General features: G+C 65.2%; 15 protein-coding genes. 10 read left to right on the forward strand and 5 right to left on the reverse strand.

What is annotated here, in order from left to right; genetic code table 11:
• Positions 1 to 40 precede the first annotated feature (40 nt).
• The 4 genes from K307_RS13535 to K307_RS13550 all read left to right on the forward strand — a co-directional run bounded on the left by K307_RS13535 (position 41) and on the right by K307_RS13550 (position 5,301).
• The gene (locus tag K307_RS13535; protein WP_042878855.1) at positions 41 to 1,393 is read left to right on the forward strand and encodes a Rieske 2Fe-2S domain-containing protein; all 1,353 of its coding nucleotides are present in this window, start codon (positions 41 to 43) and stop codon (positions 1,391 to 1,393) included.
• Positions 1,394 to 1,418: 25 nt separating this feature from the next.
• Positions 1,419 to 2,441 (forward strand): FAD-binding oxidoreductase, encoded by a 1,023-nt coding sequence (locus K307_RS13540; protein ID WP_042878857.1) that lies wholly within the window; start codon positions 1,419 to 1,421, stop codon positions 2,439 to 2,441.
• Between the two features lie 38 nt (positions 2,442 to 2,479).
• Entirely contained in the window at positions 2,480 to 3,808 is a 1,329-nt protein-coding gene (locus tag K307_RS13545; protein ID WP_042878858.1) for a M20 family metallopeptidase, read from the forward strand.
• 83 nt (positions 3,809 to 3,891) lie between these two features.
• On the forward strand, positions 3,892 to 5,301 hold the full coding sequence (locus K307_RS13550; protein WP_042878860.1) for an amidase: 1,410 nt from the start codon (positions 3,892 to 3,894) through the stop codon (positions 5,299 to 5,301).
• Positions 5,302 to 5,352: 51 nt separating this feature from the next.
• Here K307_RS13550 and K307_RS13555 read toward each other — a convergent pair whose 3' ends face one another.
• From K307_RS13555 to K307_RS13570, 4 genes are all read right to left on the reverse strand, one after another.
• Positions 5,353 to 5,916 carry a winged helix DNA-binding protein gene (locus K307_RS13555; RefSeq protein ID WP_042878862.1) on the reverse strand — a complete coding sequence of 188 codons (564 nt, stop codon included), beginning with the start codon at positions 5,914 to 5,916 and terminating at the stop codon, positions 5,353 to 5,355.
• Positions 5,917 to 6,069: 153 nt separating this feature from the next.
• On the reverse strand, positions 6,070 to 6,717 hold the full coding sequence (locus K307_RS13560; RefSeq protein WP_042878864.1) for a 4-carboxy-4-hydroxy-2-oxoadipate aldolase/oxaloacetate decarboxylase: 648 nt from the start codon (positions 6,715 to 6,717) through the stop codon (positions 6,070 to 6,072).
• A gap of 71 nt (positions 6,718 to 6,788) precedes the next feature.
• Positions 6,789 to 7,799 (reverse strand): Bug family tripartite tricarboxylate transporter substrate binding protein, encoded by a 1,011-nt coding sequence (locus K307_RS13565; protein ID WP_042878865.1) that lies wholly within the window; start codon positions 7,797 to 7,799, stop codon positions 6,789 to 6,791.
• A 64-nt stretch (positions 7,800 to 7,863) separates the two neighbouring features.
• Complete coding sequence (locus K307_RS13570; protein WP_051974867.1) at positions 7,864 to 8,532, reverse strand: RraA family protein; 669 nt, start codon at positions 8,530 to 8,532, stop codon at positions 7,864 to 7,866.
• 87 nt (positions 8,533 to 8,619) lie between these two features.
• Between K307_RS13570 and K307_RS13575 the strand changes: the two genes are divergently transcribed.
• On the forward strand, positions 8,620 to 9,513 hold the full coding sequence (locus K307_RS13575) for a LysR family transcriptional regulator (RefSeq protein ID WP_042878866.1): 894 nt from the start codon (positions 8,620 to 8,622) through the stop codon (positions 9,511 to 9,513).
• Positions 9,514 to 9,531: 18 nt separating this feature from the next.
• On the opposite strand, the gene K307_RS13580 is transcribed toward K307_RS13575, so the two are convergent.
• Positions 9,532 to 10,434: a LysR family transcriptional regulator gene (locus K307_RS13580; RefSeq protein ID WP_042878867.1), complete on the reverse strand. Its 903-nt coding sequence runs from the start codon at positions 10,432 to 10,434 to the stop codon at positions 9,532 to 9,534.
• Between the two features lie 224 nt (positions 10,435 to 10,658).
• Here K307_RS13580 and K307_RS13585 point away from each other — a divergent pair, with 224 nt between their 5' ends.
• The 5 genes from K307_RS13585 to K307_RS13605 all read left to right on the forward strand — a co-directional run bounded on the left by K307_RS13585 (position 10,659) and on the right by K307_RS13605 (position 15,978).
• Complete coding sequence (locus K307_RS13585; RefSeq protein ID WP_042881986.1) at positions 10,659 to 11,861, forward strand: CaiB/BaiF CoA transferase family protein; 1,203 nt, start codon at positions 10,659 to 10,661, stop codon at positions 11,859 to 11,861.
• 13 nt (positions 11,862 to 11,874) lie between these two features.
• Positions 11,875 to 12,837, forward strand: a complete 963-nt coding sequence (locus K307_RS13590) for a hydroxymethylglutaryl-CoA lyase (protein WP_042878869.1) — start codon at positions 11,875 to 11,877, stop codon at positions 12,835 to 12,837.
• Positions 12,838 to 12,859: 22 nt separating this feature from the next.
• Complete coding sequence (locus K307_RS13595) at positions 12,860 to 13,246, forward strand: VOC family protein (protein ID WP_042878870.1); 387 nt, start codon at positions 12,860 to 12,862, stop codon at positions 13,244 to 13,246.
• A gap of 94 nt (positions 13,247 to 13,340) precedes the next feature.
• The gene (locus K307_RS13600; RefSeq protein ID WP_042878871.1) at positions 13,341 to 14,318 is read left to right on the forward strand and encodes a Bug family tripartite tricarboxylate transporter substrate binding protein; all 978 of its coding nucleotides are present in this window, start codon (positions 13,341 to 13,343) and stop codon (positions 14,316 to 14,318) included.
• A gap of 211 nt (positions 14,319 to 14,529) precedes the next feature.
• Positions 14,530 to 15,978: a sensor domain-containing diguanylate cyclase gene (locus tag K307_RS13605; RefSeq protein WP_230625658.1), complete on the forward strand. Its 1,449-nt coding sequence runs from the start codon at positions 14,530 to 14,532 to the stop codon at positions 15,976 to 15,978.
• Positions 15,979 to 15,990: the final 12 nt, after the last annotated feature.

The following is a 15,990-nucleotide window of genomic DNA, read 5'->3' on the forward strand; positions in this document are numbered from 1 at the left end:
CAGCCATGGCAGACACCCACCCACACGAGGAGACCTCAAGATGAGCGACAAACCCGTCATCCGCCGGCGCAGCAGCGAGGCAAAGAACAACGAGATCAGTAATGCGCGCGTCAATGACGCCAAAGTGCAGAGTCAGTACCAGCCGTACAAGGACGCGGCCTGGGGCTTTATCAACCACTGGTATCCGGCCCTGTTCAGCAATGAGCTGCCGGAAGACGGCGTGGAGGGCATCCAGATCTGCGGCATTCCGATCGTGCTGCGCCGCGTGGACGGCAAGATCTTTGCCCTGAAGGACCAGTGCGTTCACCGGGGCGTCCGGCTGTCCGCCAAGCCGATGTGCCTGACCAAGGACACCATCAGCTGCTGGTATCACGGCTTCACCTTCGATCTCGAGAGCGGCAACCTGGCGACCATCGCGGGCAACCCCGATGACAAGCTGATCGGCACGACTGGCCTGACCACCTACCCGGTGCAGGAAGTCGCCGGCATGATCTTCGTCTTCGTGCGCGAGGACGACTACCCGGACGAAGACGTGCCTCCGCTGTCGCACGACCTGCCGTTCCGCTTCCCCGAGAACAGCGAGAAATTCCCGCACCCGCTGTGGCCGTCTTCGCCGAGCCTGCTCGACGAGAACGTCGTCGCCCACGGCATGCACCGTACCGGCTATGCCAACTGGCGCATTGCCTGTGAGAACGGCTTCGACAATGCGCACATCCTGGTCCACAAGGACAACGCCATCATCCATGCGAAGGACTGGGTGCTGCCGCTCGGTATCGTCCCGACCGCTGACGACTGCATTAGCGTGGTCGAAGAGGAGAACGGCCCGAAGGGGATGGTGCAGTGGCTGTTTACCGAGAAGTGGAAGCCGATCCTCGAGAACGAGCGGGTCGGTCTCAAGGTGGAGAACCTGAGCGCGCGTCCGTATCGCACGTCCGTCGTCCTGCCCGGCGTTCTCATGGTGGAAAACTGGCCGGAAGAGCATGTGGTCCAGTATGAGTGGTATGTGCCCGTCACCGACGACACCTACGAATACTGGGAAGTCCTCGTCAAAGTCTGCAACACCGAGAAAGAGCGCAAGGACTACAAGTACCGCTTCGACTATCTGTACAAGCCCCTGTGCCTGCACGGCTTCAACGATTGCGACCTGTATGCGCGAGAGGCGATGCAAGACTTCTACGCGGATGGCACGGGCTGGGACAACGAGCAGCTGGTGGCAACGGATATCTCGCCGATCACCTGGCGCAAGCTGGCATCGCGGTGGAACCGGGGCATCGCCAAGCCCGGCCGCGGTGTGGATGGTGCCGTCAAGGCGTCGAGCCTGCGGCTGAAGAAAGCTTCGGAAGGCAAGCAGGCCACGGCCTACTTCGTCGAAAAGATCGAAGCAGACGAGTAATCAACGCGGCAACCGAGGGATCCGAATGTCTACTGTCAAGAACGTCGCGTTTCGCTTTCGCGACGGAACCACCAGATCGGTTGCCGTGCCGCACGGCGAGAGCGTGCTTGACGCCGCTCTCGCCGCCGGCGTGCCGCTGATCCACCAGTGCCGCTCCGGCAGTTGTTCGAGCTGCACCGCGCGGCTGGCCGAAGGCCAGGCAGGCATGCGCGCCGGCGCCGGTTCGACGCTGCTGCGCAGCGAATACGATGCGGGCGAGCGCCTGTTGTGCCTGACCGAGCCCGACACCGACTGCACCTTCGACCTGAACTATGAGAGCGATGCGGGGGCCGGGCGCGCCGTCAAAGTCAACGCCTTTGTCGACAGCGTCGAAAAGCTGGCGCCCAATGTCGTGCGTCTCACGCTCGAACTCGCCGACGGCGAGGCCTTTGACTTCAAGCCGGGCCAGTTTATCCAGGTCCGTGTTCCCGGCACCGACATCGTCCGCAGCTATTCGCCTGCCAGCACGGCTGCCGACCTGCCGAAGATCGAACTGCTGATCCGCCTGCTGCATGACGGCGTCATGTCAGGCTATCTCGAGCAACGCGCCGCCCGCGACGACGTGCTGGAGCTCGAGGGCCCGTATGGCAGCTTTTTCCTGCGGGAGAAGGTGCGCGCGCCTCACATCATGGTGGCGGGCGGGACGGGCCTGGCGCCGATCCTTTCCATGATCGACGCCATCCGGAACACGTCGGGGCGCAAGCCACCCGTGCTGCTCAGCTTTGGCTGCGCAACGCCCGATACGCTGTTCTGCCTGGATGACATCGCGCTGCGCGAGCAGTGGCTGCCCAATCTCTCGGCGCGGATTTCGGTGGCCCGGGACGCGACGGGAGACCTGCTGAGCGGGAACCCGGTCGATGCCATTCGTGACGACGATGCCGCCCACGCCGACACCGTCGCCTATCTGTGCGGCCCCCCGGCAATGATCGACGCAGCCACCCGTCGGCTCGCCCAGATCGGGGTCCGTCCGGAGAACATCTACGCCGAGCAGTTCGCACCATCGAACTAGCTGCGCATCCCCCCAGAAATCCCCAGGAGACAGCATTCGTGGAGCCAACCATTACCCTACCCTTTTCGCCAGAGCAGCAAGGCTGGTATGAAAAGGCCTGTGCCCGGATCGATGCCAGGCGCCTGCAGCAGCTTCTGTTCGACCTGACGGACATCCACAGCCCGACCGGCGCTGTCCGCGACGTGAGCCAGTTCATGGCGGACTACATGTCCAAGGCGGGCCTGAAATCTGAATACCGCCCGATGAACGCTCGCACCGGCAACGTCGTCGGGGAGAAGCGCGGCAGCGGCGGCGGCGCGGCGCTGATGCTGTACGCACCGATCGACACGCATCTTGAAGGCGATGCCAGTGACCGGCCATGGGCAGGCGTCACGGATCACGTCGACCTGCGTCCCACCGCCAGGATGGTGGGAGACTGGGTCTATGGCCTCGGCTCCTCCAATCCGAAAGCCATGGCGGCAACCTTGACCGAGGTGGCGACGGCGCTGGTCGAGGCCGACGTGCCGCTCGTGGGCGACCTGATCCTGGCGATGGCGGACGGCGGCATGCCTGTCAATGTCCCCGAGCGCGACAACGCCGGCATGTCAGGGGGCGTCACGCATCTGCTGTCGCGTGGTGTCGCGCCTGACTTTGCCGTCATCATGAAGCCGTGGAACTGGGTCTACCACGAAGAGCCAGGGATGGGCTGGTTCAGGCTGCGGGTCAACGGGACGCTGGGCTATACGGGCGTACCGCGCGGCACGCCGGGCTTCCGCAGCTCGGTGGTCCCCGCGGCGCATGTCATCCTGGAACTGGAGCAGTGGCTGGTCGATTACGCGGAACGAAATACTTCCGGCGTCGTCAAGCCACACGGCTGGATCGCGGGCGTGCGCGCCGGCTGGCCGGAGCGGCCGGCGTTTCCTTCGGCGGTCACCGAGATCTTTTTCGACGTCCGCATCAATCCGCGCACCAGTCCGGCTGACGTCAAGGCCCAGGTTGCGCAATTCGTCGCGGATCTGCGCGCCCGGCGCCCGGAGCTTGATCTCGACTGGGAGATGTACGGTTCCGTTCCCGGCGGCAGCACACCGCCATCCAACTGGATCATTCAGTCGGCCAGGCGCGGATGGGAGCATGTCGAAGAGCGCCCGCACGGCGTTCCCGACCTGCTTGGCGGACAGACCGACGGTGCCGCGTTGCGCCGCTTCGGCATTCCGACCGCACGCATCGGCTGGCCATGGCCGGCCGAGGGTTCACCTGAAAGCGTGGCCGAGGGGCTGGGCGGCATGGGTGCGACCTATGTCCCTGACCTGCTGCCTTGCGCGCGGAAGATCATGTACGCCGTGATCGACACGCTCACGCGCACACGCACGGAACTCGGCCTTCGCTGAAGGAGCGGGCATCCCTTCGTCGCATCGGGCGGTGAAGGCAGGACGCCCATCCTCACTTGACAGAACTCTCGGACCAATTGCTCATGCCGAATACAGACCTGCACTACTGGGAAGCCGCGGAACTCGCACGCAGGATCCGCACGCGCGAGATCTCGCCAGTAGAAGTCACCGAAGCCATCCTCGACAGAATTTCCAGCCTCGATCCGGCGCTGCATGGCTACGCCCTGGTCCTGCCTGAACAAGCACTGGCACAGGCGCGCGAAGCCGAACGTGCGCTGATGCATGACGGGCCGCTGGGGCCGTTGCACGGTGTCCCGGTGGCAGTCAAGGACCTCTGCTGGCTTGCCGGTTCCCCCACCGCCGCCGGCACCACGATCCACAAGGATTTTGTCCCGTCGGAAGATTCCACCGTCGTCAGCAAACTGAAGGCGGCGGGAGCTGTCGTGCTCGGGAAGCTGCAGCTCACCGAAGGCGCCTTCGCCACCCATCACCCAAGCGTACTGGAGCCCGTCAATCCCTGGCACCCGAACCATTGGGCTGGTGCGTCCTCCAGCGGCTCCGGCGTGGCCACGGCCGCAGGACTTTGCTACGCATCGATCGGGACGGATACCGGCGGCTCAATCCGCTTCCCGGCGGCGGCCAACGGGCTGACCGGCATCAAGCCGACGTGGGGTCGGGTCAGCCGCTACGGTGTCTTCGAACTGGGCGCGAGCCTTGACCACGTGGGTCCGATCGCCCGCAGCGCCGCCGACGCCGCGCTGATGCTCGGGGCCATTGCCGGCCACGATCCGCGCGATCCGACTTCGCTCCCGCAAGCCGACCTGGCATTGCCCACCGAGGGGCAGGACCTGCGCGATCTCCGGATCGGTGTCGATTGGCAATGGAACAGCGAGGGCACGGATGACGTCATCAGCCAGGCCATCGGCCGGGTCATCGACGTACTCAGGGGACTTAACGGGCAGATCCGGGACATTCGCTTTCCCGAGGTTCGCACCGTCGTCGACGAATGGGAAATCAACTGCGGCGTCGAAGTCGCGGTTGCGCATGCGGGCACTTTCCCACGCCTTTCGGCGCAATATGGGCCAGCGCTGACCAGGCTGATCGAGATTGGCCGCAATACCAGCGCGATGCGCTACCAGGAAGCGCTGCTGAACCGTGCCGCCTTGCGTGGCAAGGTCAACAAGCTGATGCAGGACATTGATCTGCTGGTCGTCCCCGTGCAGCCGTTCGCCGCACCGACACATGAGCAACTTGGCGCGCTGGCACAAGATCCCGAGCTGAATAGCCGACTGATCCAGTTCACGGCGCCATTCAACTCGACCGGGCATCCGGCGATGACATTGCCATGCGGATTCACCGGGAGCGGCATGCCGATCGCATTCCAGCTCGTGGCACGCCATGGCGAGGAAGCGCTGTTGTGCCGTGCCGGCATGGCCTTCCAGCAAGCCACCGACTGGCACCGGCGCCATCCGGATATCAATCTCCGGAACTGACGCGGTGTTATGAAATCAGGCCGGCGGGGACCGGCCTGATTTCCCTCAGCATCAGCTGTCGGTACCTGGCTCACCAGGCTCGTCATCTCGCAACGGCGTGATCGTCGCCGAATCGCGCGCCGCTTCCTCATAGATACCAGTCAGCAGCGAAAGGAAACGTGACGCCTTTTCAAATTTCTCTGAAACCTCACTGATTTCTTCCAGCCGTTTTACCAGAATCTCGGCCCTGACCTTGTAATACTCGTCCGTCAGCTTTACTCCCAGTTCACTGACAGTGTACGAATAGGTCTTGCTGTTCTTGTCCCTCTGCTTCTCGATCAATCCTGCTGTCTCGAGCTTGCGCAAGCTGTACTGGATGTTCGGAATATCATCGCGATTCATCAGGCGGGCAATGGTGGCACTATTCTTCGGCCGATCCTGCATTCTGATGACGTGGAGAATGACGTGCTCCTCGTATTTGATATCCACATCGGCAGCAATCGTAACCATCCCCGTGGAAAGAACAAAACGGGAAAATGCCTCATTAAATCGGATCAGGGACCACTCGAATTCCGTGGCCTTGTGCTCCAGATCCGTTTTTGCGAGATGCCACCCGCGATAGAATTTCGGTTCCATTGATTGACCGCCCTATTTCGATTGCCGATCCAGCGCGCCGATAAACTGGCGCGGCTGGCAAATAACAGGCCTCGATTATCTCACAACGTGGGCGGTTTTCTCCCCTCTCCCGCTTGCGGGAGAGCGGCAAGCAATCTGGCGTCGGACCGCCTGTCAGCTAAGCCCGAAGCGCTCCAGCGTCCCGGCAAGCCCCAGCAACTCGACCATGGTCTTGCCTTGTACCAGTTGCTCGCGCATCCAGTCTTCCCTCTCTTCCCGCTCGGCACTTTTTGCCAGCACGGTTTCAACCTCGCCGGCGGCAACCACCACGAGTCCGTCGCGGTCTCCGACAACAATATCGCCGGGCGCGATCGATACTCCGCCCACGCACACCGGCACATTCACCCTGCCGGGCTGGTTCTTGTTGGTGCCTTTGATCGACAGGCCACGGCAGAACACCGGGAAGCCCATCTCGATAATGGCGCTGCCATCGCGCACGGCGCCGTTGCTGATGAGCCCCGCCAGGCCGACCTGCTGTGCCGCCAAAGTCAGCACATCGCCCCACGGGCCCGCTTCGGTAAAGCCCTTGGCGTCGAGCACCAGCACGTCGCCGGGACGCGCCTTGGTCAGCGCATAGTGGACCATCAGGTTGTCGCCGGGACGCAGGTCCACGGTGAGCGCGGGCCCGGCCATCCTGAGCGTCGGGTCCAGCGGCTTCAGGCCGCCGTCCAGCGCGCCCTTCTGGCCTTGCGCTTCGTGCAGGGTTGCGGTGCCGAAGGCCTTCAGGCGTTCGAGTTGCTGTGGCGTCGCGGAATGGATCATGGCGATGTAGGTGATGGAATAGCGAAGCGATGGCAGAGAGAAGCGATGGCAGAGAGAAGTACGAAGCGCGCTTAGTCGACGGTGGCGCCTGAGCGCTTGACGATCGACTCCCACAGCGGCAGCTCCTTGCCGATAAAGGACCGGAACTGCGCTACCGGGCCGCTGACATCGCGCGAGCCCAGCTCGGCGAGCTTCGATGCCACGCTTGCGTCGTGCAGCACGCGGTTGAGTTCGGCGTTAAGCCGGTCGACCAATGCCTTCGGGGTCTCGGCAGGGACAAACAGCCCGTACCAGTTCTCGATCACGAAGTTGGGGAAGCCGATCTCCTGCATGGTCGGCAGGTCAGGCAGCGTCCTGGCACGCTGGGCGCCGGTGGTCGCCAGCGGGCGGATGCGCCCGGACCTGAGCTGCGGCGCGAGTGCCGTGGTGGTATCGAAAGCAATCGGCACCTGGCCCGCCAGCACATCGCTGAGCGCAGGGCCCTGGCCACGGTATGGCACGTGCAGCATGTCGAGGTGCTTGTCGAGCTTCATAAGCTCGCCGGCCAGATGCTGCGGGCTGCCGCTGCCGCCGGAGGCATAGCTGTACTTGCCCGGCGCCGACTTGACCAGCTCGACCAGTTGCGGCGCAGTCTTCGCAGGAACGGACTGGTTGACATACAGCACCAGCGGCACGGAGGCAACCATGCCCACGGGCGCCAGGTCCTTGACCGGGTCGATCTTCAGCTTGTAGAGATTGCGGTTGATCACGATGCCGGTGTTATTGCCCAGCAATACCGTGCAACCGTCCGCCTTGGCGCGGGCGACGAACTCGGTGCCGATATTGCTGCTGGCTCCGCCTTTGTTGTCGACGATCACCGTGGTGGCAAGACCCTTGGACAATCCGGGCGCCACGATGCGCGCCAGGATGTCGGTGGTGCCGCCCGGAGGATAGGGAGAGACCAGCCGGACGGTCGGGCACGGGTAGGCGGCTTCGGCCGTCGCAACGCTGGCAAGCGTGGCGCAAAGGATGGCGCCGCACAGCACATCGAACTTACGGCGGTCCGCACGCACTGCAGCGCGGGCCTTGAAATTGTTGGACATCGTTTGTCTCCGTGGATCGGGCCGGTTCGCCGGTCGGACTGCCGGCTTTGGCCCGAAGGCCGCCTTAGCCGGCGGCGCGTTGCAGCGTGTGGTAGCCGTGCTGGCGACGGGCGTCCGACAGCGTTGCGCCGGCCAGTGCCGCCGCCAGGATCTTCTCTTCCGCGGCGCGCGTGGCCAGCGCCTTTCGGAACACTTCCTCCGCCCTGCCTTGTGGCACCACGACGATGCCGTCGGCATCGCCGATGACAAAATCGCCGGCGCAAACCCGGACGTCGCCAAGACTCACCGGTACGCGCACCGCTTCCACCTGCACCCGGTCCTTGCCGGTGCGCATGAATCGGCCTCGGGCATAAAGACGGTAATTGGCCTGCTCGGCCTCCTCGGTGTCGCGGCACACGCCATTGATGACCGTACCTGCGATGCCACGATGCGCGGACAGCGCGCTGAGGATGCCGCCCCAGACGGTGCAGTCGGTGCGGCCGCCGTTGTCGAGCACCACGACGGCGCCGGCTGACACTTCATCGAGGTAGTCGCCGACGCTGCCGGGTGCTGCCGTATCCACCGGCGCATAGCGCACGGTATAGGCCTGGCCGAACAGCTTGCCTGCGCCCGCAATGCGCCCGATGCCGTGCGCGCTGCCGGGCAGCCGGAAAAAGTCCAACGCGTCGGAAACCTCCGCGGTGGTCAGTGCCTTGGCTGCTTCGATCCAGTCGGCTTGTGTCTCCTGCGTCATCGCTCACTCCTTGTGTTGATGCAATGGAGTTTCGAGTAAAGTGATGACGAGATCAAACATCGTTTTTTGGATATAACTTCATTAAAAATGAACCAAAGGCAGCTCCGCTACTTCTGCGAGGTGGTCGACGCCGGCAGCGCAGCCGAGGCGGCGAAGCGGCTCTTCGTCGCGCCGACGGCGATCAGCATGCAGCTTGCGCAGCTGGAGGAAAGCGTTGGCGCGCCCCTGTTCGACCGCACGCACCGGCCCATGACGCTGACGGCGGTTGGCCGTTTTCTCTATCCACGGGCTAGGGATGTGCTAACCATGCTGGGCAGGCTGGAGGAGGAAACGCGCGCCGTTGCGGCGGGCAGCGGCGGCTGGCTCGGCATCGGGTTTACCCGCTCGGCGATCTTCAGCATCCTGCCGGCGGCGGTGCGGCGCTTCCGCGCGGCGCGGCCGAACGTGCAGGTCGACCTGCTTGAGCTGCTGTCTGAGCACCAGCCGGAGCAACTGAGGCGCGGGCGCATCGATATCGGCATCTCGCGCTACGTCGGGGTCTTCGAACAGGCGCCGGACCTGGTGTACACGCCGCTGTTCCATGATCCCTTCATCGCCGCCGTGCCTGCCAGCAGCAGCCTGGGCAAGCGCAAGATGATACGTGCGGAGGAGCTGAACGGGATGTCGCTGATCCGGTATCCGAAGGACCCGCAGAGCGGCTTCGCGGCGCACATGATGGCGCTGCTGCGCGATGCCGGCGTGGGGTGCGTGGCCGGACACGAGGCGATCGAGATCCACACCGCGCTCGGCCTGGTGGCGGCCGGCCTGGGCTTTACGCTGGTCGGGCATTCGGTGGCCGATGGCAACCGCTCCGACATTGCCTTTGTCCCGATCACGGGGCTCAAGGGCACGGCGACCATTGTCGCGGTCACGCGCAAGGACGACGACAGCGCGCTGGTATCGTCATTCCTTGCCGCGCTGCAGGCCGATGCGCGTGACTGAAGGACTGTGTGTGATGCGCTACGCCCCCGCCGCGCGCAGGTGGTCAAGCAGCTTCTTCGCCTCGGGCAGCAGTCCTGCTTCCGTCTTCACCCCCAGCCACAGGGTGCGCGACGCCCAGGCGTCGGACAGGTAGATCGCTTGCAGGCCGGCGCCCAACAGCTCCGGCCGCACCGCGCCATCCGGCAACACCCCGATCCCCAGCCCGGCCTCGATCATCCGGCAGATGGCATCGAAGCTGCTGACCTGGATCCGCAGCCGCACGACCTTGTCCAGTGCGGAGGCGGCATCGGTCAGGCGCTGCAGCAGCGAGCTGCCCTGGTTAAGCCCGACATAGTCATGCTCGAGGGTCTCCTCGAAGCTCACCTCGGACCGTGTCGCCAGCGGGTGGCCGCTAGGCACCAGCACGACCAGGCGGTCATGCCGGTAGGCGAATTTCTCGATGTCATACGCGGGCACGTTGTCGGCAAAGACGCCGAGATCGGTTTCGCCGGAAACCAGTGCCGCCACCACGTCCTGGCTCAGGCGCTCTTCCAGGCTGATGCGGATCATGGGCTGCGCGGCCAGGAAGGCCGCGATATCGCCGGGCAGGAACTGGATCACAGCTGAGGTATTGGCCCAGACCTTGACGTGCCCGCGCACGCCGATGGCGAAGTCGCTCATGTCGCCCGCCATCCGGTTGACCTGGTCGAGCACGCTGCGCGCATGGTGAACCAGCTCATGCCCCGCGGGCGTGAGTTCCAGCCCCCGCCGAACGCGCAGGAATAGTGCGCAATCGACCGTGCGCTCCAGGTCGGCGATCCGCTTGCTCAGCGCCGACAGCGTCATGTGGGACTTGTTCGCGGCCTGGGTCAGGCCGCCGGTCTGGGCCACCAGCAGGAAGATGCGAAGCGACTGGAGATCGAAATGGGCGGGATTGATCATGGATGGCCTTCGCTCCATGCAGGAGCCCGTTGCCGTGGCCGAGGCAGCCAGCAGCATTGAAATTCCGGAAAGGCTAGTGAAGCGCTTTTGGCTTGTCAATCAGGAGCCAGCGTCAGAATGACGGCCCCTCCCTTTCCCCACAGGAAAGGTTGGTTGAAAAACCATTGATTATCAAGCGCCGGTTTTTGACCCAATATCGCCTGCACACAGTGGGAGCCATGGTCATGGAACGAACGAAGTCAAAGCCCCTTGCAGGCATACGCGTCCTGGAACTGGGACAGCTGATTGCAGGGCCGTTTGCGGCACGCATGCTGGCCGCATTCGGTGCGGAAGTCATCAAGGTCGAACCGCCGGGGACCGGCGATCCGCTGCGCAAATGGCGGATGTTGCACGAGGGGACTTCGGTCTGGTGGGAAGCGCAGTCGCGCGACAAGCAGTCCGTCACGCTGGACCTGCGCACCCCGGAAGGCCAGGACGTCGCGCGCCAGCTCGCGGCGCAATGCGATGTGCTGATCGAAAACTTCCGCCCCGGCACGCTGGAAGGCTGGGGCCTGGGCTGGGACCGGCTGCAGGCGCTCAATCCGGGCCTGGTGATGCTGCGGGTTTCCGGCTACGGCCAAAGCGGCCCTTACCGGGACCGTCCCGGCTTCGGTGTCATCGGCGAGGCGATGGGCGGGCTGCGCCACCTGAGCGGCGAGCCGGGCCGCACGCCGGTGCGCGTGGGGGTTTCCATCGGTGACTCGCTGTCCGCCCTGCATGGCGTGATCGGGGTGCTGCTGGCGCTGCGCCACCGCGAGCAGAACGACGGCAAGGGCCAGGTCGTCGACGTCGCCCTGTACGAGTCGGTCTTCAACATGATGGAAAGCCTGCTGCCGGAATACTCGGTATTCGGCGCCGTGCGCGAGCCGGCGGGCAGCAGCCTGCCGGGCATTGCGCCCACCAATGCCTATCGCTGCGCCGACGGCAAGTACGTGCTGGTTGCCGGCAATGGCGATGGCATCTTCCGGCGGCTGATGGACATGATCGGCCGGCCCGACCTGCGCGACGATCCCGCGCTGGCGCACAACGATGGCCGGGTCGCCCAGGTCGGCAGGCTCGACGCCGCCATCGGCGAATGGGCGGCACAACGCAGCCTGGACGAGGCGCTGGACGCGCTCAATGCCGCGCGCATCCCCGCCGGCAGGATCTACGACATCGCCGATATCGCCGCCGATCCCCACTACCGTGCGCGCGACATGATCCTCGACGCGCAACTGCCCGACGGCACACCCGTCCAGCTGCCGGGCATCGTCCCGAAGCTGAGCGATACCCCCGGCGAACTGCCAAACCCCGCGCCCACGCTCGGCCAGCACACCGACGAAGTGCTCGCGGGCCTGGGCATCGGCACCGCGCAACGCGCCGCCTGGCGCGCCGCGGGCATCATCTGACAAGGAGACCGGCATGCATGCCAAGCGAGTACATATCCAGGAAGTCGCCACACGCGATGGCTTCCAGAACGAGGCCCGGTTTGTCGAAACCGACGACAAGGTCGCCCTGATCGACGACCTGAGCGCGTGCGGCTACGCCAAGATCGAAGTGACCTCCTTCACCTCGCCCAAGGCGATCCCGGCGCTGCGCGATGCAGAAGCCGTCATGCATCGCATTGCCCGGCGCGAGGGCGTGGTCTACACCGTGCTCGTCCCCAATGTGCGCGGCGCCGAACGCGCGCTGTCCTGCCAGGTCGACGAGGTCAACCTGGTCATGTCGGTCAGCGAAAGCCACAACCGCACCAATCTGCGCATGTCGCGCGAGCAGTCGTTCGCGCAGCTCGCGGACGTGATCCGGGTGGTGCGTGAAACGCCGACCGCGATCAATGTGTCCTTGTCGACGGCGATGGGCTGCCCGATGGAGGGCGACGTGCCGCTGGAGCAGGTGCTCGGCTGGATGCAACGCTTCGCGGACCTGGGGGTACACGGCGTGACGCTGTGCGACACCACCGGCATGGCCTTTCCGTCGCAAGTCGGCACGCTGTGCGCGGCCGCGCGCCGGCAATTCCCGGGGCTCGAACTGACGCTGCATTTCCACAATACCCGCGGACTCGCGCTTGCCAACACGCTGGCCGCGCTGGACCAGGGTATCGACCGCTTCGACGCTTCGCTTGGTGGCCTCGGCGGTTGCCCCTATGCGCCGGGCGCGACCGGCAACGTCTGCACCGAGGAACTGGTCCACATGCTTGAGCTGGATGGCTATGACACCGGCGTCGACCTGGCGAGGATCCTGGACGCCTCCGCCCGGCTGCCCGGCCTGATCGGCCACGACGTCCCGAGCCAACTGCTCAAGGCAGGCCGCCGCCTCGACCTGCATCCGATGCCGGCCGCGGATGCCGTGCCTGAGCAGAAGGCCTTCCGCACGCCAGCAGCCTAGACCATCCCACGAGGAAACGATCATGTCCCTTATCGACCATCTCGATCATCTTGTCCTGACCTGCGTCGACGTGGAAGCCACGCGGCACTTCTACACGGAAGTCATGCAGATGAAGCTGGAAACCTTTGGCAACGGCCGCCTGGCTTTCCGCTTCGGCAACCAGAAGATCAATCTCCACCAGCGTGGTGCCGAATTCGAGCCCAAGGCCCACCTTCCCGTGCCCGGCGCGCTCGACCTGTGCTTTATCGCGTCGGTTCCGCTCGACGAGGTGATCGCGCATTTGCAGCGCTGCCAGTGGCCGATCGTTGAAGGCCCGGTGGCGCGCACCGGCGCCACGCAGAAGATCCGCTCGGTCTACGTACGCGACCCGGACCTGAACCTGATCGAGATTTCGGAACTGGTCGACTGAGGCGGCCACCGCAAACGGCGTCCGGCCTTGCGCCGGAGGCTACAGACCTGAAATGGCAACACGTACCGCAGAAGTCGGTCGAGGAGACACAACCATGAAGCGAATCCATATCGCTGCAGCAACCCTACTGGCCATGGCCACCATGGTCGCCACAGCACCGGCGTACGGCGCCCGCGCATACCCGAGCAAGCCGGTCACGCTGATCGTGCCCAGCGCGCCGGCCGGTTCGACCGATATCGTCGCGCGGCTGATTGGCGAACAGCTCCAGGCCGCACTGGGGCAGCCCGTGGTCGTCGACAACCGGCCCGGCGCCAGCGGCAATATCGGCACCGAGGCGGTCGCACGGGCCGCCCCGGACGGCTACACGCTGCTGCTCCAGTATTCCGGCTACCACGTCGGCAATCCGGCGCTGTTCCCGCAGATCCGCTGGAAGCCGTCCGGCTTTGCACCGGTAGCCCTGGTCATGCGCGCGCCGCATGTCATTGCCGTCAGCGCGAAGCTCCCGGCGAAGTCGTTGAAAGAGCTGGTGGACTATGGCAAGTCGAATGGCAAGGGGCTGTTCTACGCCTCGTCCGGCAATGGCTCGATCCAGCATATCGCCGGCGAGATGTTTGGCCGGCAGACCAAGGTCCCGATGACGCACGTGCCGTACAAGGGCGCCGGCCCGGTCATCACCGACCTGATCAGCGGCCAGGTCGATATGTTCATCACCACGCCGCCGAGCGTCATCGGCCATGTGCAGGCCGGCAAGATCAAGGCGCTTGCCTACGCCGGGCCGAAGCGCCATCCCTCGCTGCCCAACGTGCCGACCACCGCGGAAGCCGGCCTGCCGGGCTATGAGGTGGAGTCCTGGTTCGCGCTGTTCGCCCCGGCCAACACGCCGCCGGCCGTGGTCGAGCGGCTGTCGCAGGAGGCGAAGAAGATCGTGGCCAGCGACGCCTACAAGAAGAAGGTCGAGGAGCAAGGCGCCTTCGCTGCCTACATGGGGCCGCAGGAGCTGGGCAAGTTTGTCGACCAGGAACTGGCGACCTGGGCAAAGGTGGTCAAGGACTCCAATATTCGCGCGGACTAAGTGCCGGCTTGTCCTGGGAGAACGGCGAACCAGTGCCGGATACGGTTCGCCGGAACGGCGCGCTGCCGTTCGAAACGGTGGCCAGGTACTACAATGTGCGCATATAAGAAGAAGGGCCTCCTTCGTGCGCCACATGATCCACTTTTTCGCTCGCAGACCCTTTCACCGCCCGGCGTCCCTCATTGTCGCCGCCAGCCTTGTCCTCGTATGCATGATCGCCGCCCTGGGCGGGCTGGCCCTGCTGCAGATGCGCCGGGATGCACTGGACAATGCCAGCGAAGCGTCGGCCAACCTGGCGCTGACGCTGGAGCGCAGCATCACGCGCAACCTGCAGATCCACGCACTGGCCATTGGCGGGGTGGTCGAGGCCCTGCACGATCCGTCGATCATGGCGATGGCCCCGGGGCTGCGCCAGCGCCTGCTGTTCGACCGGTCCATCAACGCTGAAGACATGGGTTCGTTGCTGGTTACCGATGCCAACGGCAACCTCATGTTCGATTCGCACCAGTGGCCGCCGCGTCCGGTCAATGTGGCCGATCGCGATTACTTCCAGGCGCATCGCAACGGCACTGACGCCGGCCTGTTCCTGAGCCGGCCGTTCCAGCCGCGCCTGACGCCGGAGAACAAGTCCATCGGCATCAGCCGCCGGCTCTCCAACCCGGACGGCAGCTTCGCCGGTATCGTCGTCGGCACCTTGCGCCTGAACTACTTCCGCAAGCTGTTCGACGGCGTGAGCCTTGGCGAGGGCGGCACCTTGACGCTGCTGCGCACCGACGGGCCAATAATCATGCGGCGTCCCTATGACGCGGCCTCGATCGGACGCGACATCTCCGCCAGCCCTTCGTTCGCACCGCTGCTGCATGGCACGCAAGGTTCGTTTATCGGCGTCGCCGCGGTGGACGGCGTGCAGCGCCTCTACAGCTTCAGGCGTATCCCGGGCTTCCCGCTGATCGTCGTGGTGGGGCGCGCCACCGACGACGTGCTGGCGCCCTGGTATCGCCGCGCGTGGCTTTTTGCCTCCCTGATCGGCGCCATGGACGCGGCCATCATTGCGCTGTCGGTGCTGCTGTCGCGCCAGTGGCGCCGCCGCGTCGACATGGAAGAACACCTGCGCTGGATGGTCAACACCGATGGCCTCACCGGGCTGGGCAGCCGGCGCGCGCTCGACGACGCCGCCGACGTGGAATGGCGGCGCGCGCGGCGGCACGGCCAGCCGCTGTCGCTGCTGATGCTCGACGTCGACCACTTCAAGCAGTTCAACGACCGCTACGGGCACCAGGCCGGCGACGACGCGCTAGCCGCGGTGGGCGCCTGCATCCAGCGGCACGTGCGGCGCCCGGGCGACTATGCGGGCCGCTACGGCGGCGAAGAGTTCGCGATCCTGTTGCCCCACACCGATGCGGCCGGTGCGGCCGTGATCGCCGAAGCCGTGCGCGCGGCGGTCCAGGCCTTGCGGATCCCGAACGCCGCGGGGCTCGACGGGATGCTGACGGTCAGCGTGGGCGTGGTGACCGACGACAACCGCGCGGGCAGTGATGAAATCTTCGGCGAACTGCGCGCCTTCCTGCGCGCCGGCGATGAGGCGCTCTACCTGGCCAAGCGCTCCGGGCGCAATTGCGTGGCGACGTTCAGCGCCACGGCGGCGGCGCTGGCGTCCTGAACTGGCCTGCCT

It is taken from the genome of Cupriavidus necator A5-1, assembly GCF_000744095.1.
GTDB lineage: Bacteria > Pseudomonadota > Gammaproteobacteria > Burkholderiales > Burkholderiaceae > Cupriavidus > Cupriavidus necator_A.